15 protein-coding genes are annotated in these 22,566 nt (G+C 37.2%); 3 read left to right on the forward strand and 12 right to left on the reverse strand.

From position 1 onward, the window contains the following. Nucleotides 1-53: 53 nt before the first annotated feature. The 5 genes from Q4534_RS18435 to Q4534_RS18455 form a co-directional block, all read right to left on the reverse strand. The gene (locus tag Q4534_RS18435) at nt 54-917 is read right to left on the reverse strand and encodes an SDR family oxidoreductase (RefSeq protein ID WP_303614625.1); all 864 of its coding nucleotides are present in this window, start codon (nt 915-917) and stop codon (nt 54-56) included. A 208-nt stretch (nt 918-1,125) separates the two neighbouring features. Beyond that, on the reverse strand, nt 1,126-2,322 hold the full coding sequence (locus Q4534_RS18440; protein ID WP_303614626.1) for a TIGR03862 family flavoprotein: 1,197 nt from the start codon (nt 2,320-2,322) through the stop codon (nt 1,126-1,128). A gap of 267 nt (nt 2,323-2,589) precedes the next feature. Beyond that, nucleotides 2,590-3,531 carry a dihydrodipicolinate synthase family protein gene (locus tag Q4534_RS18445; protein WP_303614627.1) on the reverse strand — a complete coding sequence of 314 codons (942 nt, stop codon included), beginning with the start codon at nt 3,529-3,531 and terminating at the stop codon, nt 2,590-2,592. 2 nt (nt 3,532-3,533) lie between these two features. After that, the gene (locus Q4534_RS18450; protein WP_303614628.1) at nt 3,534-5,873 is read right to left on the reverse strand and encodes a hypothetical protein; all 2,340 of its coding nucleotides are present in this window, start codon (nt 5,871-5,873) and stop codon (nt 3,534-3,536) included. Nucleotides 5,874-6,083: 210 nt separating this feature from the next. Further along, entirely contained in the window at nt 6,084-7,076 is a 993-nt protein-coding gene (locus tag Q4534_RS18455; protein WP_303614629.1) for a beta-galactosidase, read from the reverse strand. Nucleotides 7,077-7,580: 504 nt separating this feature from the next. Between Q4534_RS18455 and Q4534_RS18460 the strand changes: the two genes are divergently transcribed. Beyond that, a complete protein-coding gene (locus tag Q4534_RS18460; RefSeq protein ID WP_303614630.1) occupies nt 7,581-7,703 on the forward strand; it encodes a hypothetical protein in 123 nt (40 codons plus the stop codon). Nucleotides 7,704-7,758: 55 nt separating this feature from the next. Here Q4534_RS18460 and Q4534_RS18465 read toward each other — a convergent pair whose 3' ends face one another. Beyond that, a complete protein-coding gene (locus Q4534_RS18465; RefSeq protein WP_303614631.1) occupies nt 7,759-8,718 on the reverse strand; it encodes a hypothetical protein in 960 nt (319 codons plus the stop codon). A 13-nt stretch (nt 8,719-8,731) separates the two neighbouring features. Next, nucleotides 8,732-10,180 carry an MBOAT family protein gene (locus Q4534_RS18470; protein WP_303614632.1) on the reverse strand — a complete coding sequence of 483 codons (1,449 nt, stop codon included), beginning with the start codon at nt 10,178-10,180 and terminating at the stop codon, nt 8,732-8,734. A 517-nt stretch (nt 10,181-10,697) separates the two neighbouring features. On the opposite strand from Q4534_RS18470, the gene Q4534_RS18475 reads away from it, so the two are divergent. Next, on the forward strand, nt 10,698-11,873 hold the full coding sequence (locus Q4534_RS18475; protein WP_303614633.1) for a dicarboxylate/amino acid:cation symporter: 1,176 nt from the start codon (nt 10,698-10,700) through the stop codon (nt 11,871-11,873). Nucleotides 11,874-12,593: 720 nt separating this feature from the next. Continuing rightward, nucleotides 12,594-13,760, forward strand: coding sequence for a DUF4221 family protein (locus tag Q4534_RS18480; RefSeq protein ID WP_303614634.1), 1,167 nt, complete (start codon nt 12,594-12,596; stop codon nt 13,758-13,760). Between the two features lie 383 nt (nt 13,761-14,143). Here the strand turns inward: Q4534_RS18480 and katG are convergent, their stop codons facing one another. From katG to Q4534_RS18505, 5 genes are all read right to left on the reverse strand, one after another. Then, nucleotides 14,144-16,417, reverse strand: a complete 2,274-nt coding sequence (katG, locus tag Q4534_RS18485) for a catalase/peroxidase HPI (protein ID WP_303614635.1) — start codon at nt 16,415-16,417, stop codon at nt 14,144-14,146. A gap of 420 nt (nt 16,418-16,837) precedes the next feature. Continuing rightward, on the reverse strand, nt 16,838-18,259 hold the full coding sequence (locus Q4534_RS18490) for a POTRA domain-containing protein (RefSeq protein ID WP_303614636.1): 1,422 nt from the start codon (nt 18,257-18,259) through the stop codon (nt 16,838-16,840). Then, nucleotides 18,252-18,626: a BlaI/MecI/CopY family transcriptional regulator gene (locus tag Q4534_RS18495; RefSeq protein ID WP_303614637.1), complete on the reverse strand. Its 375-nt coding sequence runs from the start codon at nt 18,624-18,626 to the stop codon at nt 18,252-18,254. Before Q4534_RS18495 ends, Q4534_RS18490 begins: the two co-directional genes overlap by 8 nt. Before the next feature lie 269 nt (nt 18,627-18,895). Further along, entirely contained in the window at nt 18,896-20,692 is a 1,797-nt protein-coding gene (locus tag Q4534_RS18500) for a hypothetical protein (protein WP_303614638.1), read from the reverse strand. 176 nt (nt 20,693-20,868) lie between these two features. Continuing rightward, the gene (locus Q4534_RS18505) at nt 20,869-22,509 is read right to left on the reverse strand and encodes a hypothetical protein (protein ID WP_303614639.1); all 1,641 of its coding nucleotides are present in this window, start codon (nt 22,507-22,509) and stop codon (nt 20,869-20,871) included. Nucleotides 22,510-22,566: the final 57 nt, after the last annotated feature.

A 22,566-nucleotide genomic window follows, 5' to 3' on the forward strand; every position in this document is an offset into this window, starting at 1 on the left:
TAATTTATCACCCTCTTAACAAAGCAAAAAACAGCAATAAAGATTGGGGAAACCTATTCTCCTTTTGTCATCTCGGCCTTTACTGCTTTCACCATTTCCAATGGTGCTTGGTGGGGCCTACCAGTTGCCTTCTCGAAATCAGAAGGCACATCATTGACTCCTCGCTTTATGCCTTCATAAATACCGGCAATTACAGTTCCTATAAAATCTCCTAGGGCTGCTGTTCTTTCTTTCCGATAATCCTCTACAGACACCTGATGATAGGATAGTTGAGTCCCATACACCTCATTGATAATAGCTGCTAATTCTTGTTGCGTGATGGGTTTTCCTCCAAGATTATAAATATGCCCATTGTGTTCATCCTTCAATAACATTTGGGTATAGGCCATAGCTAATTCATCCCTGCTTGTATAAGTACACTTCCCCTCTCCTGCACAATTTCTGATTTCACCATCTTCAATATAGTGGTCTATGTATTCAATATCCGGTTCAATGTAAATCCCATTTCTTCCGATCGCCCAAAGCAGACCTGAGCCTTGTACATCTTTCTCCGTCTGTCTGTTGCTCTTAACAATAGGACTAAATGCCGTGTTTTCTTCGTCCCCTATGATACTGGTATAAACAATTTTTTTAACTCCATTTTGCTTTGCTGCTTCAATCACATTTCTATGTTGCTGGATTCTCTTTTCAGGATGATCCATACCTGAAACCAATAACAAGGTATCAATTTCTTTCAAGGCTTCATTGAATTGATCTCGGCTATTATAATCTCCTTTCCGGATCTCAACACCTAGGTGACTTGCATTTCCCGGAGTACGCGCAATACCAATGACTTGGTTTTCACCTACTTCTTTTGTCAACTGGTTGATTATGGAAGCTCCTAACTTCCCACTGGCTGAGGTAACTGCTATTTTCATGATATTTTTTTTATTTTCATCCTGAAATGGTGCAAACAAACACCTGTTTTACTTTCTTATTCAAAGATCGCTACAAGCCTAGACACTAAAAAGGTTAATCCTTTGCTATAAATGGTAAATATGGGAATTGGAAACTTAGGACTACCAAATACAGAAAATTAATTCATCCTACCCGGAAAAATGATTCGATTTAGCAATTACATCGGTTTTATTCCTCCACATTCAAGCCATTTAAGAAATTCGCCAGAGCAAAACCCATACTGAAGCAGCCCTGAAGTAAATATCCTCCGGTGGGTGCATACCAGTCCAGCATCTCTCCAATTGCGTATGAATTGGCCATTTTTTTAATTTGAAAATTCGGATCAACCTCATCCAAAGCAATACCGCCCATGGTTGAAATTGCTTCATCCAATGGTCCTGGGGATTTGAGCTTTATGGGCACTGCTTTGACCGTATGAAGAAGTAAATCGGGATTTGAAAATGTGTTTTTGTCACAAAACTGTTTTAACAAACCAATGGAAGTACGATCTAAATTAAGTTCTTTACTTAAAACACTTGTTACTTTAGTTTGTCTGGACCCATTGTATTTCGCTTTCAACTGGGCAATTGTTAAGCCGGGCTTTAAATCCAAATGTACAATAGCCTCCTTTCTTAACAATAAGGTCATTTGAATTTCACGACTTAAGGCATAAATAGCATTGCCCTCCAAACCAAATTTTGAAATACTCAATTCCCCCTTAACCTTTTGATTTCCAAAGGTCAAGGCAATGTTTTTTAGGGGTTTTCCTTCATGTGCCCCAATAAACTCCTCGCCCCAAGCTACTTCAAAGGCACAATTGGCAGCTCTCAGTGGCTGAACATTTATTCCTTTTTCTTCAAATTTTTCTTTCCATGCACCATCAGAACCTGTCACTTTCCAGCTTGCCCCTCCCAATGCGAAAACTACAATATCGGAATCAATTTTTAGGCCCTTATCAAATCGTAAATATCCCTCTTTATCCCAACCCAACCATTGGGTGTTCAACCTGATTTGAACGTCTTTCCCAGCAATATAAGATGTGATTTTATTAAGCACCTCAATGGGTTTTATTCCCCTTTCAGGAAAAACCCTGTTGCTTGACCCTACAAAGGTAGGTACGTCAAGATTTTCCAGCCATCTAATCAGGTCCTTATTGGTAAACTGGCTCACAATAGGCGCCATAAATTCATTTGGGACATAAGGTTTAATGAGGGATGCCAAATTGGTCTCGTAAGTCAAATTCAATCCTCCTTCACCGGCCACCAAAAACTTCCTACCCAAGGTCTTTTTTTGCTCACACAAGGTTACCTTATATTTTGTTGTGTCAATATGCGCAGCAAATAGTAATGCTGCAGCACCTCCACCTACAATGGTTATCTTTTTCATCTACAAAATCCGGGATTAGTAAGTTTGTAAAAGAAAGTTTCAGTTCTAAAGTAAATGGTCCACTTAGGCCTACAAATTTGCATCTTTCGTTTTTCTATGGTGGCACGATTATTTGGCATTAAAGAAGCAGCCAAAAATGTAAAAACAAATTTACCCTGATATTTTTACCTAATAATACCCAAACTCAATTTTTACAGCTTTTAGATAAAAAGAGACGCTCCATCCAAGCCTGCGACATTATAGTTCAAAACTATTACCGATCTCAACCTAGCCTTTCCCATATTTCAATTTTTTCTCAATCCGCATGATATGATCAATTAGGAGGTCTGCCTGCTTTTGTTGTTCTCCATCAAATGGTGCAATTGGAAACCGTACCGTAGGCTGTGTATAGATGCCTTGCCGGTACAATAAGCGCTTGAAAAAATGGATTGAAAGGTCTAAACTTTGATTAGAGAAATTCAATACAGGCAATATTGTTTTGAATAAGGCTTCCGCCTTTTCGATTTCCCCACACGAAAAATTCCGGAATATACCCGTATAAATCCAATGCATTCCGGTAGGCATAAATGCATGAACACCCCGGTGAAGCCCATCCATCATTTGAGATACAGCCCAGCCTCCACTCACATTTAATTTTCCTTGAGTCTGCTTCAGAATACGTGAGTATTTGGGCCCGGCAGGCACCGTTTCTATTTTTAAACAACGAAAAGAAGGCACCACTTCAAATAACTCACAAATCAATTCGTCCGGCAAGCCAGTACCGGTAGCATCCCAATCTTGTAACATAATCATTTCCGGAGATAAATCGGCCAACTCCATAAAGTGCTTTCGAAACTGCTGTTCGTCAACAAAAGGAATCTGGAACAGAACATTTTTACAACCTAAGGCTAAATATGATTTCAGAAGTGTTTTGCTTTTGCTCAAATCCTGTTCTCCTGCCCCGCCAATCACAGGTACCCTATCCTCCACTGTTTCTAACACCAAAGCCAACATCTTTTGTCGCTCAGTGGCTGTTAATTTATATACTTCTGCTGCCATCGCAGGTACCAAAAAGCCGGCGACACCAGCCTTTAGCGCCTCGTTAACATTTCTTTTTAATGATTCAAAATCAATGTTATCATGTTTAGTAAATGGGGTATTGAGCACCGTGACAATCCCTTTTAAAGGATAAAGCTCTTTTTCGGGGTGGAGATGTCCTTCTCTACTCATACTTATTGTTTGATCAGCCAAACATCCGTTACCCTGGATTGCTTCCTCCAGTTTAGGTGCTCTTCATCCGGCTTGTCAAAACTTAATTTTAATGTCCCATCATTGATTAAATCCTTTGGGAGTGGAAACTCTTTAAATTCCTCAAATCCCTTTTCATATTTAGTCGGCACCAAACGTTGACCATTTGCTCTTAACAATGCTTCACCAAATCCGGAAACTCTGATCAGGTAACTGGCATTGGGATCTAAGTCTTGGTACTCCAAGGTTGGGGTAAATTGAAACAACTGAGTAGAAAGGCGCTTTCTGCTTAACCCCTCATTTTCCCATAAGAAGTCTATGGCATCATCGGTTTTGGAAGTGACATGCTCGGCATCAGCACTTGAAATATTGTCATAAAAACTACCCTCTCCCGGAGAGGCATAGGTTCTAATAAAATCCAGTCTTGCCAACTTTTCTTTTTCAGTGCCCAATTCTCTTATTTTTTCAAATTCATCTTCCAACCACCACCTATTGTTCAAAGGGTAATCTATAAAGTCAAGAATCGCTCCTCTTTCAGCGCTTCGCGCCTGGTACTTTTCTACGCTTAGCTGTGCACCTATGGATTGAAAAAGTTTATCGCCATATACAAATACTTTTTCCTTTAGGTCTTGTGAAACCATATCGGTTGTTGCTTTATTTAAATGCTGAAGGGCATCATTCATGGCCTCTTCAGCTCCTATGGTTTTTGCTTGAGCCAGGATTTCATTCGCTTCGGTTTCCAGTCCTTTTTCAAAAGCCAGCCTATCTTGAATATAAGCATCATAATAAGCCCGCATTACCAATTGCTGCCATCTCCAATTTCCGGCCAGTTGCGGGTTGTTCTCTTCCAACCTTTTCCATAATGCCAAGGTTTTTTTAATCGAATCATTGATCATTATTGGACCTTCCCAATTTTTTTCTAAAGCAAATATCCCATCAGTAGCTTCCTCCGCGACTTCCGGCCCAAAGAAAAACCGGCTGTACTCCATGATTATTTCCTTGGAATCCTTTTGTGGATTAACCCCCAGCTGGCTCCAAAGCACTTTATTGACATCATCATGGGTACCATCAGAATAAGTGATAAAACCATCAGTAAATTGGCTATCCCTATGGAACAAGTCAGTATACATTAAAGGCTGGGGATTGCATGGTTCTCTTCCCAATGTCAAGGCAAAAGCCTGGTCCCAATTGTCTACCGGATATTGACACCTTACCGTGTGGGTAATGTCCGGATAAAAACGGTGTAGGTATTTTTTTGGCAATAATTTTCTCTCCAAATCAATTGGAGGGCTACTAGGCCCATAAACCAATCCTTTGAGCCAATCAGGATTATTCTGTTCCAGGTAATCGAAAAAATACTCGACTTTCTCTTTATTGAAGCCCTGTAAAGAAACCCAAATCCCAGCCTCCGGATGATACTCCTTCAAAATAGCTGACAAATCATTTAAATAGGGAATCAATTGAGCAGGGTGATTTTCTCCAGGGTCCCCTCCAGGAACAAAGACACCATCTAACCTTGGACATTTGGCATAAAATGCTTCCTGTTCAACAAGCCCTTCCTGGTGTGCATTTTCGATGGTCAAGTCATGCGGAGCAGGAGTCCAAACCCAATAGTCTGCATCATATTTTTCACATATTTTGCTGATTTCAACCTCCATAAGCTGAGGATTGACCTTAAAGTGCAGACTAGAGTTGACCTTCTGAAATGGTATATTCTCAAAACTATTGGCGCCGAATAGGACCTGCTCCCTAAAATGTTGATCAAATTGCTCCACCGTCCAGGCGTCCCAAGAATTGGCAGTATTTCGATAACCAAACTGATGGCCACGTAGAGGATATTCCGGGGCTTCTGAAAAATCTATGGCAGAATTAATGGTGATTTGACCCTCCTTCATATTCGCCATCCTCAGCAACTTACCTACACCAAATAAGATACCTCTAGTATCAGCCCCTATAATCCAGATGATATTCTGTTTACCTTCCCTCTTATGAAAAATACGGTAACCTTCTTCCTTCAGGTCTTCGGGAACACGCTTACTTTTCGAAGGAAGCTTCTTGCCAAATAACTCATTGTCATTTTCCAAAGCTATGGCAATGGTCGTATTGCCATCCCACTTATCCGCTACCTGCAGGTGAAGTGCAGTACGTTTTTCAATTTCCTCGACCAAGATCTCTTCGGCTGTTCCCTGAATAGGTGATTTGATCTGCGGAGATATTAAGATATTGGCTTGGGCCAAATCCAGCTTTTCCAGTTCTTCGTTGGCACAGGAAAATAAGGCATTGAATGCTATAATTATTGCCCAAAACTTTGTAATTGTCCTCATTTTATACAGCTTTTTACTTTAACGAAAGAAAGGCTCCATTTCATTCTGTATAAATGACGTAAAGATTACCTTTCCAACCTTAACATTAACTACTGCAAATTAGACAAAACCTACCACGATTAGGGGAAGCCAAGATTAGCCAATTGCTCGAAAAAAGTAGTAAAACTGCATCATAAGAAGAGGGAATTAAAGTTTTAGCCCCTGCCATTCTTATTCATAGGTATCATTGGCATAAGCATTAAAGTCAGCAAATTCTTGTGGAAAAGTATTGTTTACAAATTCATATTCCCAAAGTTCAATATACCTTACCCCCATTGTTTTTGCCTGGGCAAACATTGTACTGTAATCATCATCTTTAAACCTTTCGGTTTGGTCAGACCTGCCAATGGCCTGGGCATAAATATCACCCGGGAAAGCGGTTAATGCGTCCAACAAATTGGGTTGGTATGTAGTCTTACCGGAAATCCACCAAATCGCAGCCCCAACTCGTTGGTTCAAAGTACTATCATTCCACAAGTCCGTAATGATTCGGTTTGGAATAGAGGTATCATTTATCACATCATGTACTTCGACTGCAAGGGCTTTATCAGGAAAGGCCATTGCAAAATTTTCAGCTGTTTCTTTAACGGAATTCACCCACCTGTCAGCAGTGAATCCAGCATCAGTAAGCAAGGAAACAGGGACCCCATTAAAATGCCCTTCAATGCCATTCGCTGTCATTTGAGGAACATATACCAAGGCTAAGTCTTCATCATTTCCATACTCCTTTGCCAATGCTTGGGCCAACTGCGCTAATTTTTGATTGACTATAGGATCCCAAATCTTAGGGATTTTCTTTACATTATTGTAGTAATCTATAATTTCAAACGAGTCTACATTAAGCGAATGAAATAACCAATCTGGACTACTACCCCCAGCAATAATCCCCAAACTCCATTTTAGGTTTTTTGATTTAATTGAGACAAGAAATTGCTCTATTTTCGAAAAATCATAATCACCTTCACTTGGTTCCAGATCATTCCAGGTAACACGAATTAAAGTGCCCTGAACCTCCCCATTGTCCAATGCTGAAACATTGCCAAAAGAACTGGAATACAAACCTTTGGGTTTGTAAACATTGCTATTGTTCTCAATTCTATCGTCTTCAATAGTATTACAGGAAAAAAGCACTAATAATAAAATAGAAAATAAAAATTTATCCATAGTTATAAATGATTTAGCTTACTGGATTGTTTGACAATAATTTAATGAAAAGGTTTATTTGGATTTTATAATAATTTTAAAAGAGAAGTAGCAGTATTCACCATTAAAGCCACAATTTTCCTTCCCTAAAAAACTGTCTAAGGGAATCGAAACCAAGTCTATTTTCAATTTAGTGTTATTGGCAATTTAAGCTTAATGATCATCTTTTTCGTACCATTTATCCCTTTATAAAAAACATCAAAATTAAGGGCCAACAGAGTGCTTTAATATGAATTATTAATTACCGGCATTTAATGTGACTTCAATATTAAATGATTTAAAGGAGATCATTCCGCAACATTTATAGATTACTCTGGGAGCTTGTAGTCGGGATAACTTTTAGTCATTTCTGATCAAAATTGCAATTAGTTAAAATTTTGGAGAAATACCTTACCATTTCATTATCCATCATTCTGCGTCATTTTTTTAATTTTCAAGGAAATTCTGGGTGAAAAACGAACACCCATGTACAAAGAATCCCTTGAAGAACCTTTAACAAAAGGTGCTATGGGTATGTCATTGACTACCAATATGCGTACTAATTTCAACGATCCTTTTGAAAGAAAAATAGGTTACTTTTTGTTGTGAAGAAGAATAATTTGCATTCACTCGATTCGTTTACAAAGCGCTTGTTTTACACCCATTACTTACTCAAATTGTTCTCCAATAAATTTTTAATATCTACACTTAGTTCTTTGGTGAACAATTCAGCACCCTTCCTATTTAAATGCTGCGAGTTATAAAAATATTCCGTTGAATAGGATAGAACATTATCGGAATAATTAAGAAAAGGCACTTGGTATTTATCAGCTATATATTTATAATAAGCAACAATCTCATCCTCATTTTTTATATATTTCTTTGACTCCATAAAAGTTGGCGGATAAACAAGAATAACATTAATATTATTGTTTTTACATTCAGCGATATAGTTTTCAAATAATTTAATTGAATGCTCTTCTATCCTTATTAAAACTCCATCAGGGTTGTTATTTTTAAAATCATTAAAGGAATTATCCCATTTCTTATCTTGTGCCAGAAACCCTTTATATTTATTATCTTTCCTTAAATCAATACCAATAGTATTTAATAATCCATTTATAACAATACTTGGATTTCCGGAATACCTGATAAATGGGATATAATAATCATAGGTAGAAAACCCCTTATATTTTTTGGAAACCTTCTTTATTTCTTCATTATCAAAATAAGGAGCAAACTTAATGTACTTATACAATTCTACATTTTTGTATAATGTCCCGTGACTAACAATTTGAACCACTATTTCTGGTTTCTTATTGTATTTTAAATAAAGATCATACTGCATCTTTTGAGGAATAAATCCAGTGCCATCCATTCCTAAATTGTAAGAATTTAAATTTAAAACAGAATCAATTATCTTTGGTGATATTTGAACCAAGGCTTTTGAGCTTCCATTGATTATCAAATCTGCATTCATCTCACTATTAAAAATCTTATTCAAATTATTAAATAGGGAAGAATTTGATTTTCTCAAACCACTTGTTACTGCAAAATCCAAAAAAAACATAATAGACACTACAAGTAATAGTAATATCACAGTATTTTTTATAAAAATCTTCATTTAATCTTTTGATTTAAAATTGGAAATAAATAAAAGTTTGGTTACTTCCTGAAAATATAATTATTGAAAACACAATAATTATATAGATAATCCATCGACCATATTTATATTTAATTTTGTCTAAATAAAACAAGGCATATTGACCTTCTCTACCTATCCATTCAACAATTATAAATATCAATAGAAGAAACAATGAAATAAAAGTTTCTTGAGAGAAGACCTTAGGTGGAAATGAAAAGAAAGGAGCAGTAAATATTCCCATTAAATAACTTATTGCATGCTCAATATTATTTGCTCTAAAAAACACCCATGCTAAAACAGTTAGACTAAAAGTCAACAGCATATAAAAAAATTCCTTGATATTGGGCAGGCTTCTTCCTTGAGCTACAATGTCTAAATTTTTACGATTATTTTTAGTAAGCAAAAGTGGTAAAAAATAAATTGCGTTTAATGCACCCCAAACCACAAAGGTCCAATTTGCTCCATGCCAAAATCCACTGACGATGAAAATGATAAAGGTATTTCGAATTTGCATCCAAATGCCACCTCTACTTCCACCTAACGGAATATAGAGGTAATCCCTAAACCATGTTGAAAGAGATATGTGCCAACGTCTCCAAAACTCAGCTATGTCTCTCGAGAAATAAGGGAAATTAAAGTTTCGCATTAAATCAAAACCAAACAATCGTGAAGTACCAATTGCAATGTCTGAATAGCCAGAAAAGTCCCCGTATATCTGAAATGTAAAAAACACAGCTCCTAAAATCAGGGTACTTCCTGAATATTCTGCTGAATTATTAAAAATCAAATTGGCATATTCCGCACAATTGTCTGCAATTACTATTTTTTTAAACAAGCCCCATAGTATCTGTCGCATACCGTCAACTGCTTTTCTGTAATCAAATTCCCTTTTGATATAGAATTGCGGAAGTAAATGAGTAGCTCTTTCAATTGGTCCAGCTACTAATTGTGGGAAAAAACTTACAAAAGCCGTAAACGCAATAAAGTCTTTCGTCGGTTCAAGCTTTCTCTTATAAACATCTATTGTATAACTCAAGGTTTGGAAGGTGTAAAAGCTAATTCCTACAGGAAGAATGATATTCAATGAGTTGGCTAGAATTTCTGCCCCAAAAAATGAAAAAGCGGTTATAAAGTTGTCAAGAAAAAAGTTGTAATATTTGAAAAACCCAAGGAAACCAAGGTTAATCAAAATACTTGTCCATAGCAAAGCTTTACGCTTGGTTTGATTTTTCTCCGTTCCAAGTCTCCGACCAACAGAATAGTCAACTATTGTACTAAAAAGAATCAATGATAGAAATTTCCAATCCCACCAACCATAAAACAAGTAACTTGCCGCTACCAATAATACATTTTGCAGTTTTAAGTTTTTGTTTGCAACGAACCAATAAAGTAAAAACACTATCGGTAAAAAAATCGCAAAGTCAATTGAATTAAAAAGCATAAAATCTTATCTTTTTTAAACTTATAATTAGCCTGATATTTTTTTTTAGTTGAAGTAGCAGGCCCTGATATTTATCCGCTAAAAGTAGTAATAATAAGTATCAAAAATGATTGTGCTCAACGAATTATTGATGAAATCTCCTTCTTTTAACTATCTGAAATTTTTCTTTGAGTTGCTCTTCGATGAAGATAATCCTAACGTTTATAACAAATTAGCATCATAGATCACTTCGATTTTAGCTTCATTTTTGAAAAAAAATACTGGAAGAATTTCTACCTAAAAATTGTCAAAGATGTTTGGAGGTTCTAGTCTGTAATATTGAATTAATTCATTTAACTGACATGGAATAAAAACACACTTCATTGAAAAATTGGCACTTAATACAATAAGCGATTATACACATTCCATACAAAATAAGGGATCCTTTAAATGCTCCTTCCGGACAATGGCTGTATATTAGCCATCCTAAAGTTTATTTTAAGGCAGACATTTCCTATTGGGATAATTAGCGTAGATCATGAAACAACTATTTTCGAACTTATTGTTTAAAGTTTTCCTAGCCATATTATTGGGCATTCTTTTCGGACAGTATTTACCAGAATCCATCAATCGGATCTTCACCACATTCAATGCTTTTTTTGGACAATTCCTAAATTTCACCATTCCACTGATCATTATGGGCTTAATTATGCCGGCCATTTCTGATTTAGGAAAAGGGGCAGGGAAATTATTGTTAATGACTGCTGCCATTGCATATGGCTCCACCTTGTTCTCAGGTTTTATGACCTATCTTACTACTTCCGGAATATTTCCCATGCTCTTGGAATCGCATGTCAATGGAGCTGCTCCAATTGCCGAAAAAGGTCCTGAATTAACACCTTACTTTAGTATTAGCATCCCTCCTATACTCGACGTTATGTCAGCCCTTGTTTTTGCTTTTGTGGTTGGAATAGGTCTATCCACCCAGGAAGAATCAAATCTAAAATTGATGGTGAGAGACTTTCAAAAAATCATCATGCAATTGATTGAAAATGTAATCATCCCTCTATTGCCGCTTTTCATTTTGGGTATTTTTGCCAAAATGTCCTTTAGCGGACAAGTCTTTTCAATTCTATCCGTATTCATAAGCATTATTGGGGTGATTTTTGCCTTACACGTTTTACTTTTATTGCTTCAGTACACCATTGCAGGTTTGGTTTCAAAGAAAAACCCTTTTAAGTTATTGATCACAATGATGCCTGCCTACTTCACGGCATTAGGAACCCAATCTTCTGCAGCCACCATTCCTGTGACCTTAGAACAAGCGCTGAAAAATGGGGTCTCTGAGAAAATTGCGGGCTTTGTTATTCCTCTATGTGCCACCATTCACCTTTCCGGCAGTATCATGAAAATTACTGCTTGTGCCATGGCCTTAATGATTCTGTACGGAATGCCCTTTGGTTTCACACTCTTTGCCGGATTTATTTTTGTTTTGGGAATTGCGATGATAGCTGCACCCGGGGTTCCTGGGGGAGCCATTATGGCCGCTGTCGGCATTCTTCAATCCATGTTAGGTTTCAACGAAGAGATGATTGGCTTAATGATCGCTTTATACATTGCCATGGATAGTTTTGGAACCGCCTGCAATGTGACCGGTGACGGGGCAATAGCTATTGTTATGGATAAGGTAACGAAAGAAAAGTTGGCCGCTTAAAACTGAACCAGCAAATAAGTGACCGAATCCCTTACTGAAAAATGGGAGAGGAGCTACAAACCCTATCACCTAATTCAACCTATAGCTTAAAATCACTCCCTATAGAGATTTTAACTGTTAAATTCAACGAAACCTAAAAACCCCAATAGGGGTGAAATGATTTTAGCCAAGGGCATCAGCCCCTGGTAAAAACCATGAGCACAACATGATTTTGGCGGTATTGTTGCTTTTTTTTTTCTGCAACAATGCTGACAAAATATCGATCGGGCTTATCTAATCTCATGTACCTCTTTTCTAAAAGTCTTAAGTGATAATTATTCTGAATCAAAGGGTCATGCTAGGTACTCACACTTCAATCTCTTATTTAAGCACTCATTTAAACCATACTCCTCATTGCTTTCTTTAAAACTTCTCAACTCCATAGACAACCGATCACCTATGCACCTGCTAGATTTATTGGGATTATAAACCTACATAAAACACGAAATAAAGTGCTGATTATCAAAAAATAGGAGAAACATTATGAAGACTAATAAACTATTAGTTAATTGTACAAAACAATGGAGTAGAGGCAAGACAATATGCTCAACTTACCCATGATTTTTAATCTCACTTTTATTGCTAATAGTTTCAATCGTCTTACCCTAATCGATAAGTTTATAGGGAAATAAAGATGTTTTGTTTAATGAAAAAGAAAGTCTAAAAATTAAATAAACGGACATGATAATTACACGAAATTGCACACCCTTACTAGCTTCAAATGGACGCCTGAGGTGGGATTGGATATTCTATTTTTTGATTGCCTGTTTATCCATTTCTTGTAATAAGGGCAATATAGATCAGAACAATCAAATCACCGGGTATATCGTAGATACAGTCATCATAAACTCAAAAGAACGGATCTTGGATGTAGCTGGGTATATTAATGCTGCAGACTTGGATGATGACGAAAAATCCTTTTTCCTGTACAATCAACATGATCATTCCATTGATGAAATCGACCTTAATCGGAAAGTATTTGTGAAAACTTTCCCTTTAGATGCCGAAGGTCCCAATGGGGTAGGACAGTATATTTTTGGCCTGCAGGTTTTGGACGACAAGCTATTGTTTGCCAAATCAATACCTTTCTCCACGGTTATCGATAAAAATGGTCAGGTAATTCAAAAAATCAATTGGCTTTCAGCAAAGGATTCCGTAGGAAACCCATTTGGTGCTGTACCACCGAGAATGGAATTGGTAGTGAATACTAAGGATTGGAAGGTGGTTGGAACAAACCTCGATTTTATGAAAAAGTCGGCTTTTTTGGGAATCTTATCAGTCCTGGACAATAGGGTTAAAAATATCGATATAAATCTAATGAATTCCTTTACTGATTATTTTTTTAAAGCTGACGGTATTCCCCGTCCACCATGGGTATATCTCAATGCTGACGAGAATCATATTTATGTAAGCCATGAATATTCCAATGAAATAATCCTCTTTAACCCAAGTGGTGCGTTTGAAAAAGTAGTTAACTACGAGCCAAAACTGACGCCTAAAAGGGCTAAATTACCGGAAATTTTAAATGGAACCCGGGAGCAAATTAGAAAAGAGCAACAAAAGCTTGGGGAACAAGTCAATTTTCAATCCCCGGTATGGGACAAAGTAAATAAGCGCTATTTTCGATTGTCCACACAGTGGATCCACGGAGATGATTCTGATGGAACCGCAGGCAACATCAGGGCTAGGGTGTTTTTGTCAATCCTGGATGCCGAATTTAATCTTATATCTGAGGCAGAACTTGAAGAGGTGCCTAGTGTGTACTACAAATACTTTGCTAAGGACGGAAAGCTTTGGGTATGTCAAAATTTTTCGGATGAACTTGGATTTTTGGTGTTTGATTTCTAAAATACTTTCCTCCACATATCCCTAAACTTAGGCCTACAACAGTACATTCTTTTTGAATTGTTTTTGACAGATACTATCTAACCCTTAAAAGCTAACACATTAATTCTTTTACTAATGTTAACTATGGAGTTCAACGAATCATAAAAAACCCCAACAGGGGTGAAATGATTATAGCCAGGGGCATCAGCCCCTGGTAAAAATCATGAGCACAACATGATTTTGGCGGTATTGTTGCTTTTTTTTCTGCAACAATGCTGACAAAATCCCTACTTTATTTGAACTTTGAAAATCCCATAACTCTTTGCATAGTTTCTTTCAAAAATTAAAAATCGGCTTCGATAGCATATCAAAGCCGATTTTTCTTATAAATTGAAGCTACTTGATTATTTCAAATCAAACCGATCCGCATCCATCACTTTTGTCCAGGCCTTTACAAAATCATTTACAAATTTTTCTTTGCTATCATCTTGGGCGTATACTTCGGCATACGAACGCAAAATTGAATTGGAACCAAACACCAGATCCATGCGGGTAGCGGTCCATTTCACTTCTCCAGTCTTACGGTCGCAAATGTCATACAGTCCTTCACTTTTTGGTTTCCATTCATTGTCCATATCCGTTAGATTAACGAAGAAATCGTTGGTCAAGGTACCTTCATTGTCGGTAAATACACCATGTTTGGTATTGCCATAATTGGTACCCAACATACGCATACCACCAACAAGCACCGTCATTTCCGGTGCAGTTAGCCCCATTAGCTGTGTTCGATCGAGCATCAATTCTTCAGAACTTACGACATAGTCTTTTTTACTGTAATTGCGATACCCATCAGCCAGTGGTTCTAGTGGAGCAAATGAATCTGCGTCTGTCATTTCATCTGTAGCATCTCCTCTACCGGGTGAAAATGGCACCGCAATATCCAAACCAGCCGCTTTGATGGCTTGCTCAATCCCAAGGTTACCTGCAAGTACGATGGTATCAGCTATACTGATCCCAAATTCAGCAGCTATAGGCTCAAGTACAGACAATACATGGGCCAATCGCTCAGGTTCATTGCCCTCCCAATCTTTTTGAGGAGCTAAACGAATTCTGGCTCCATTGGCTCCTCCACGCATATCCGAGCCTCGGAAGGTTCGTGCACTGTCCCATGCGGTTGATACCATCTCTGCAATAGATAAACCGGAATCGGCAATTTTTTCTTTTACAGCGAGCACATCATAATCCGTTTTTCCGGCCGGAACAGGATCTTGCCAAATCAAATCTACATCAGGCACATCCGGACCAAAGTATCTAACTTTTGGCCCCATATCCCTGTGGGTTAATTTGAACCAGGCACGTGCAAAGGTCTCTGAAAAATATTCAGGATCATTCATGAATTTTAAGCAGATCTCTCTATATATAGGGTCCACCTTCATGGCCATATCAGCATCCGTCATCATTGGGTTATGACGGATACTTGGATCTTCAACATCCACCGGTTTGTCTTCTTCTTTAATGCTTACAGGTTCCCACTGCCAAGCTCCTGCAGGACTTTGACGAGGCTCCCATTCATGATTGAACAGCATTTCAAAAAAACCATTGTCCCATTTGGTAGGATGTGTAGTCCATGCACCTTCCAGCCCACTTGTTACTGCATAGCGGCCTTTACCGGACTTGGTAGGATTACTCCAACCCATACCCTGATCCTCTATAGGTGCTTCCTCAGGGGCACCCCCTAAAATACTTGCATCCCCATTACCATGCGTTTTACCTACCGTATGTCCTCCAGCAGTTAAGGCAGCCGTTTCTTCGTCATTCATGGCCATCCTGGCAAAGGTTTCACGTATTTGAGCTCCTGTTTTTAAAGGGTCTTGTTTTCCATTGACACCTTCCGGATTTACATAAATTAGCCCCATTTGCACTGCAGCCAATGGATTTTCCATGGTTTTTGGATCCTCTACATTGTCATATCGTTCATCACTTGGTGCCAACCATTCTTTTTCAGCTCCCCAATAGGTATCTTTTTCGGGATGCCAAATATCTTTCCGACCAAATGCAAAACCAAAGGTCTTTAACCCCATACTTTCGTAGGCAATTGTACCTGCCAATATGATTAAATCTGCCCAACTGACTTTATTGCCATATTTTTTCTTAATGGGCCACAACAACCTTCTGGCCTTGTCTAAACTTACATTGTCCGGCCAAGAATTTAATGGTGCAAAGCGTTGATTTCCTGAACCTCCACCACCACGACCATCAGAAATCCTATAGGATCCAGCGGAATGCCAAGCCATTCGAATGAATAAACCACCGTAATGGCCCCAATCTGCCGGCCACCACTCTTGACTATCAGTCATGAGCGCATGCATATCTTTTTTTAATGCCTCAATATCTAGTTTTTTAAGTTCCTCCTCATAATCAAAATCCTGACCCAAAGGGTTTGTTTTACTGTCATGTTGATGTAAAATATCTAGATTAAGTGCATTGGGCCACCAACTCATTACAGATGCATTGGTAGAAGTATTTCCGCCATGCATCACGGGACATTTACCGGCTGAACTTCCATTGGAAGATGAATTGTCATTGCCTTCAGCAATGGTTACACCTTCGTCCTGCTTTTCGTGATGCGGGCATTTGCTTTCCTCTTGTGATGATTTCGGGTTTTTGTTATTGTCCATAGTTGAAAAGATTTATTGTTTTAAAATTTTTACTAATCAAATTTAAACAAATGCTTATTTATTGATTCAAGATTAGAATGACCCTATTTTATGCAAAAAGCCAATTATAAAATTTTGAACTAACCAAAGCATCATAGTAGACAATCAACAAATGCCCCTATTCAGAAAAGAATCTTAAACAGATTAATTACAACTACTTACAGTAACCTATCTTAAAAAACATTCCCCTGAGAATAATCGGTTTATATGCTTATTGCCGTTTTACAAAATAGTAATTTCTTAAAGAATTTCAGCAATAGTGCGAAGAAAAAATCATTTTAGATTTTAGAGATCTTTAGTCATGGTCAATGAAATAACAGCCATTCCCTGATCCCTAAATTAACTTCAAAGAAAACTTGGAGGAATAGCTGTTAAAACTCCTTAAAGTTCTACCACATTAAATTCAATATCAACCGTCCCCTCACTTGGATGAGGAATAATATTAGGAGTTAGTTTTTCTGAATCAAATAGACCTGATTCAATGATCTTCTTTTGAGAAGACATCAATTTACTTCTGCTGAACAATTCACCTTTCACAGTATCAACCATTTTCAGGATTTGTGCAGTTGACACTTTATTGTTTCCAGTAATTAAAACCTTGTCAATTACTGAAACCTCTCCCTCAAAAATTTTGAATGTTATGTCAACGTTGTTTTCCACTATCTTTTTATCCATTTCTAAAGTGAAGTACAAGTAACCTTTGTCCATAAATAAAGAACTAAGATCACGTCCTTCCGGTTGATAGGAAAGCTTTTCATTAATTCTTTCTTCATTAAACTGATCCCCTTTTATAAGCCCTAAATATCCAGACAAATAATCGTCGGAGTAGAGTGAATTTCCTTCCCAAGAAATATTTCCGATGACATAGGGTGTATCGATGATGGCAAGATTATCTTGAGAATTGGAATTCTTAGGGACAAAGGAGAATGCAACCAATAATAGCAGTATACATGGCGCTACCAGAATGTACCGTAGCGCGATACGCTTTTTGTTTTTTGTTTCATTTAGCATAATGATTCGTTTTTTAAAAGTGTTCATTGAAAATTGATGTGTTAATAAACTACTCCCTTTGTTAGATGCAAGTTTTAATAGGAGCTTTGAATAGCTTTCATTATTTCCTTTGAATGCTGAAGCTTTTGCATCGGCATAATATTCATGGACTGTGTTGAGCTCCTTTTTCATAAGCCTTAAAACTGGGTTAAACCAACATATGAGGATAGACACTTCCATTAGGAGGTTATCAAGGGTATGTCGCTGAGCAATATGTGTTTTTTCGTGTTCAATTACCTGAGAAAATTCCTCCTCTGAAATAGCTAAATGGCTCTTGTTAATGAATATATAATTCAAAAATGAAAAAAATGAAGGGCCACTGTTTATGTAAATGATTTTAACGCCATCTTCTTCGAAGAATTTATTGTTTCGAGTAAGTTTTAGAACCGAGATAATTCCGCTGAAGAGTTTCCAGAAGCGCAAAGTGAATCCAGTTAAATAAACCAAACCTAAAATGGTTATCAACCAGTTAACATCAAGCACATTAACATGCGTTGGCATGGTCTTATCTGGGTCAAATGCCAATTCTACATGCTGAAGTCTCTGAAAAATGGATAGTGATGCATCACTCACAGGTGCATTCCAAAAAGGGATGCTTAAAAGTGGAATAATAAAACTTAATATGGTAACTGTTAACAAGAAAACCCTATTGGTCTGGAAAAAAGAAAGATTTCGAAAAACAGTACAATAGAGAAGACCAAATAGGACCTGACAAACAGAAACTTCAAGCAAATAAACTAGCCAGTTATTCATTGCCCTTGTTTTTATAATGTTCAATAAGGGTAGAAATCTCTGTAATCTCTTTTTCTGTTAGTTCGTTTTCCTTGGCCATAAATGAAACCACATTATCAAAAGAACCCTCAAAAAAATGAGAGACCATATTTTTCAATAACCCCTTTTTGTACTTAACCTTAGAAATGCAAGGTGCATATTCATGGGTTTTTCCAAAGGCCTTATGTTTAACGTAACCCTTGGTTTCTAAAATTCTAATTATCGAAGATACCGTCGTATACGGTGGCTTTGGGTCTGGAAATTTGTCAAGGACATCATTGACGAAACCTTTTTCAATCTTCCAAAGAATCTCCAATACAGCCAATTCTCTCTGTGTTAATTCTTTCATAAAACGAATATATAACGCATACATGGGTTATACAACTCATGTATGCGTTTCACAACGTTAATATGCGTTAAAATATTTCCAAAATAGAATAAATGTCTTGGATTGACTATTATAGTCTAATAATGATTTGATTTGTGAATATCAAAAGCGCTAGGCCCTAGAAACAAAAAGCCACAATAAACATCAACATTGAATATTAAGCTATAAGCTTCGATAAGCCTCTACTTTAAGCAATCAATATTTATTCACTATATCAACCTATGCTAGCACTACTGAAACAACACCTTCAATTCCAGATTTTTATCCGCCATAATAGTAATATTTGGATTCTTATTGTCCCCATAAAGGATTTCTTTAGGAACCTTAAATCCCCTGTCAAAAATAAAAACAGGGTATTTCCCATCAATTGCATCTGCAGGAATGGCAGCTACCTCCATTTCCCCTTCATTTTTGGTAAAATATCCTGTAGCAATTTCTTTCCATTTTACCTCAGACCTTCCACACCTGTTGATCTCTGTACCCTTGTCATCAAAAAATAGGATGCTGTAGTAATCCTTTTCACCTATTCGTGAGATCGGTCGATCGTAAATAGCTACAAATTCTTGCCCAGGCAAATCCAAGCTAAACTCCCCTACCTCGGTAGCAATTGGAGCTCCCACCCGGAAATCTGTCAGTTGGTTTTCAGTACTGCCCACTTTCGGGTTAAGCTTGAAATTTTTATCTTGGTTTTGCGAGAAACTCGGCCCCTCCCTTTGAGAAAACACAGTAATCAATTTCTCTTCCTTTTTAATACTTCCATTCAGGTCATCTTGAAACCTGAACCAGTCCGAATACTGGGCATAATCCTCGGTGACATACCAGAGTTTCACTTCATCATCTTTTTGATAATTGATCGTAATATTTTCTAGCTTAAAGAATACACATTGCAAAACAATTTCTTCTTTGACATTGCTGAAAACATTTCGACTTATGGTGTTTCCTTCGGTGTTAATTTTTATTCCGATGGTTGAATTTTCAATAGTATTGTCCGCTATAAGGTTATAAAAAGCATAGTCACGCCCTTCGTCCGTAATGTCATTTCTTGTGTCCCTACCCATGCGTGAGCCTATATGAATGGCTACCGAATAACCATCAAAATGGTTGCCACGAATAATATTATTGTGGGGCATCTGTTCCCTCAAATTATTGCTTTCCCCCATGTTTCTGAACATGGAAATCCCTATTCTCCTTTGTTCCGTTTGTATATGGGATTTTGCAAAGGTATTGCTGCTTATTTCACTGTCAAAAAAAGTATCACCTATAAAATCCCCATAGGAATGTTGATTTTGGCTCAAAGTATTGTCTCGAAATTCATTGCCAAGAAATTGATTGCGCCGACTGCGACTACCTGAATAAATGGCACCATAGCCATTCTCAAAGAGGTCACAATTCCTTAAAAGTGTATTGTAACCATTCGTATAAAATCCTACCCTGTTTCTGGCAAACACACAGTTTTCAACAATCAAACGATGTTGCCTTTGATCGCCTGTACCATTGATTTTAACACCACGCTTCCATCCCATAAAAGTGAAATTCTTAATTTGCGTAGGCTGGATTCCTTCTATTTGGGGAAGATTATAAAATATTCCCCGAAGTTCGTTTCCATCTGTCCATGGCTCCTTTTTTAAAGCATACAATTCATCAAGCGGAAGCTTTTGCCTATCGGTTCTCACATCCATGATCAGTCCATTGCCATCCATTACTATGCCTTGTTTTGCGATAGTAAACAAGGATTTATTGGTAAACGCCTCACTAATCTTCACTAACCAAGGCTCATTTCTTGATTTGAATTTAACAGAAGTATCCACATCAAACTGACGGATCAATTCTCCTTTATCATTGTACCAGTTAGCCCAACGTTGGGTATTCCAAGGATCAAAATCTCCCTTTCCATCTTGTAGAACCTCTTTTATATAAAAAACACTTTGGTTTGATTCAGACGCTTCCTTAGTGGTTTCATCTTGGGCAACACTGAAATTATAGCTAAAAATCAAGGCTATAATTAATAAGAATGATTTTGGTATCATGTAGGTTTTGGGCTAATTATTAACTGTATATGGTAATCCTAAGCTAGGGTAAAATCTAACTTAAATTAAACCAATTAATTATTAATTAAACCAATAAAACCTTGAAAATTTTAAACTTGAAATTAAATCATTCTCTTCTCAACAAACGCTAAATTAATATTTCTAACAAAACCCACTTATTGAAAAACAACTATTTCCCCACTGCAATTGGGCGTTTGAATATTACAGGTTTTGATTCCATCTCCTGAATAAGCGTAGGTATAACTTCCCTGAAAACCATTGTCCTCATCTACTTCTACCTGAATTGTTAATTGTTCTATCACATCAACAAAATCCGGGGACCCAGGAGGGGCAGCACACAAGTCATAGTCTCTTAGATAGTTTATCTCTAAGACACCCTCATTTAAAGTATAAGAACTTGTTACTTCTCCCTCATTAAACCCTTCTATGCTTAGTGGGTTTTCAATTATAAGTGAACCATCTTCCTCAAAGGTAATGGTCCCTGCTGCAACACATTGACTATTGATAAATTCGAAATTCCACTCTCCGGACATCTTATCACTGCATTCTATGACTTCTTCGGCTGTTTTTTCAAAACAAAAATCAATTTGAGAATCATACTGTGCGATATCCACAATGTTAAAAAAAAGAAGGGCACCATTCTCAAGATTCCCTATCAATGACAATGCTTTTATAGCCTGGTTAAAGGCTTGTGAACCAAAAGAATAATTCCCCGGACAAGAATTAATTATCCCATGTAAACTATTACTTGTATTTCCTATGGAAGCAATCAATTGCCCCATTCCCTGAGAAATTGTCAATTCATTGTTTGTCATTTGCTGAATAACAGTACTTGTGTTGCCATAAAAAAAAGAGCCAATGCTAAAGGCACAGCTTGAATTTTTCATTACAGTACTCAAAGTTGTGGACACTATTCCCACGATAGATGCACTTATGGTAGCTCCATTTCTCCAAGAAGCATCTCCAGCCCAGGAGTCAGCTTTAAGGGTATAAACCTGATTTTCAGACGGTGTTGAAAACACCTTTTGCTGAGGCTGAAATAAATCGAAGTTCCCAGTAACCACACCACCTATAGTAGACCATGATAAAATTTCTTTGTTTACCCCTTCTACAAGGTATTCCTCTCCAACCGGCTCATTGTTAACATCATATAACTGAAGAGTATAAGCCATGGAACTCAATTTATTCGTTAAGCTGACATTCTCTTCTCCGGCTTCTAATAATAAAGGATTCTTGCTTAATTCTACCCTACTTAACATTGTATGTTGGAAATTACCAATGGCTTCAATAACTGGATTACTGGCGAGTGGGTCTATTTCTCCTGAATTAATTCCCTGTAGGATTAAATCATGATATGCTGTGAATTCAGGCATAAGTGCTATGGCATCGTATGCTTCTTTTCTTGCCTCCACAGATAGGTTCATGACCCAGGGATGGAGCATTACCAGACTTTGTGCAGTTGTTTTTGAATCCAGTATTACTTCGGAGGTTAAAGCCGGATTAATTAGATTCATGAAAACAATGTTTTCCTCAGCATTGGTCGCATAAACCAACTCTATGGCATTGTCATCAAATAAATCAACACTTGCTATCCCATTTATAAAATCTTCCTTATTCGTAAATAGAGAAGAAACCGTTAGTTCAGACAGGTTTAAAGTAGAATTATCAGGTAAAATCAATGACACTTCTACATTCTTTGTATCAATAAATTGCTGTTCAGGATCAGAGGGATCCTCCTCATTTTGGCACGCAGCAAATAATATTACAGAAATAAGGAAAAAACTTATTCTTTTCATTTTTTAAAAACTTAGGTTAGCTTTTGATTAAAAATTATAGTAAAAAAACCGATGAGG

The organism is Cyclobacterium sp. 1_MG-2023, assembly GCF_030546805.1.
Classification (GTDB): Bacteria; Bacteroidota; Bacteroidia; order Cytophagales; family Cyclobacteriaceae; genus Cyclobacterium.

What these genes read in the sequence shown, in the direction of transcription:
- Q4534_RS18450 (WP_303614628.1), bottom strand. Translation starts at nt 5,873, where the DNA reads ATGAGGACAATTACAAAGTTTTGGGCAATAATTATAGCATTCAATGCC.
- katG (WP_303614635.1), bottom strand. Translation starts at nt 16,417, where the DNA reads ATGGACAATAACAAAAACCCGAAATCATCACAAGAGGAAAGCAAATGC.
- Q4534_RS18490 (WP_303614636.1), bottom strand. Translation starts at nt 18,259, where the DNA reads ATGAATAACTGGCTAGTTTATTTGCTTGAAGTTTCTGTTTGTCAGGTC.
- Q4534_RS18505 (WP_303614639.1), bottom strand. Translation starts at nt 22,509, where the DNA reads ATGAAAAGAATAAGTTTTTTCCTTATTTCTGTAATATTATTTGCTGCG.
- Q4534_RS18475 (WP_303614633.1), top strand. Translation starts at nt 10,698, where the DNA reads ATGAAACAACTATTTTCGAACTTATTGTTTAAAGTTTTCCTAGCCATA.
- Q4534_RS18455 (WP_303614629.1), bottom strand. Translation starts at nt 7,076, where the DNA reads ATGGATAAATTTTTATTTTCTATTTTATTATTAGTGCTTTTTTCCTGT.
- Q4534_RS18435 (WP_303614625.1), bottom strand. Translation starts at nt 917, where the DNA reads ATGAAAATAGCAGTTACCTCAGCCAGTGGGAAGTTAGGAGCTTCCATA.
- Q4534_RS18500 (WP_303614638.1), bottom strand. Translation starts at nt 20,692, where the DNA reads ATGATACCAAAATCATTCTTATTAATTATAGCCTTGATTTTTAGCTAT.
- Q4534_RS18470 (WP_303614632.1), bottom strand. Translation starts at nt 10,180, where the DNA reads ATGCTTTTTAATTCAATTGACTTTGCGATTTTTTTACCGATAGTGTTT.
- Q4534_RS18495 (WP_303614637.1), bottom strand. Translation starts at nt 18,626, where the DNA reads ATGAAAGAATTAACACAGAGAGAATTGGCTGTATTGGAGATTCTTTGG.
- Q4534_RS18445 (WP_303614627.1), bottom strand. Translation starts at nt 3,531, where the DNA reads ATGAGTAGAGAAGGACATCTCCACCCCGAAAAAGAGCTTTATCCTTTA.
- Q4534_RS18460 (WP_303614630.1), top strand. Translation starts at nt 7,581, where the DNA reads ATGTACAAAGAATCCCTTGAAGAACCTTTAACAAAAGGTGCTATGGGT.
- Q4534_RS18440 (WP_303614626.1), bottom strand. Translation starts at nt 2,322, where the DNA reads ATGAAAAAGATAACCATTGTAGGTGGAGGTGCTGCAGCATTACTATTT.
- Q4534_RS18480 (WP_303614634.1), top strand. Translation starts at nt 12,594, where the DNA reads ATGATAATTACACGAAATTGCACACCCTTACTAGCTTCAAATGGACGC.
- Q4534_RS18465 (WP_303614631.1), bottom strand. Translation starts at nt 8,718, where the DNA reads ATGAAGATTTTTATAAAAAATACTGTGATATTACTATTACTTGTAGTG.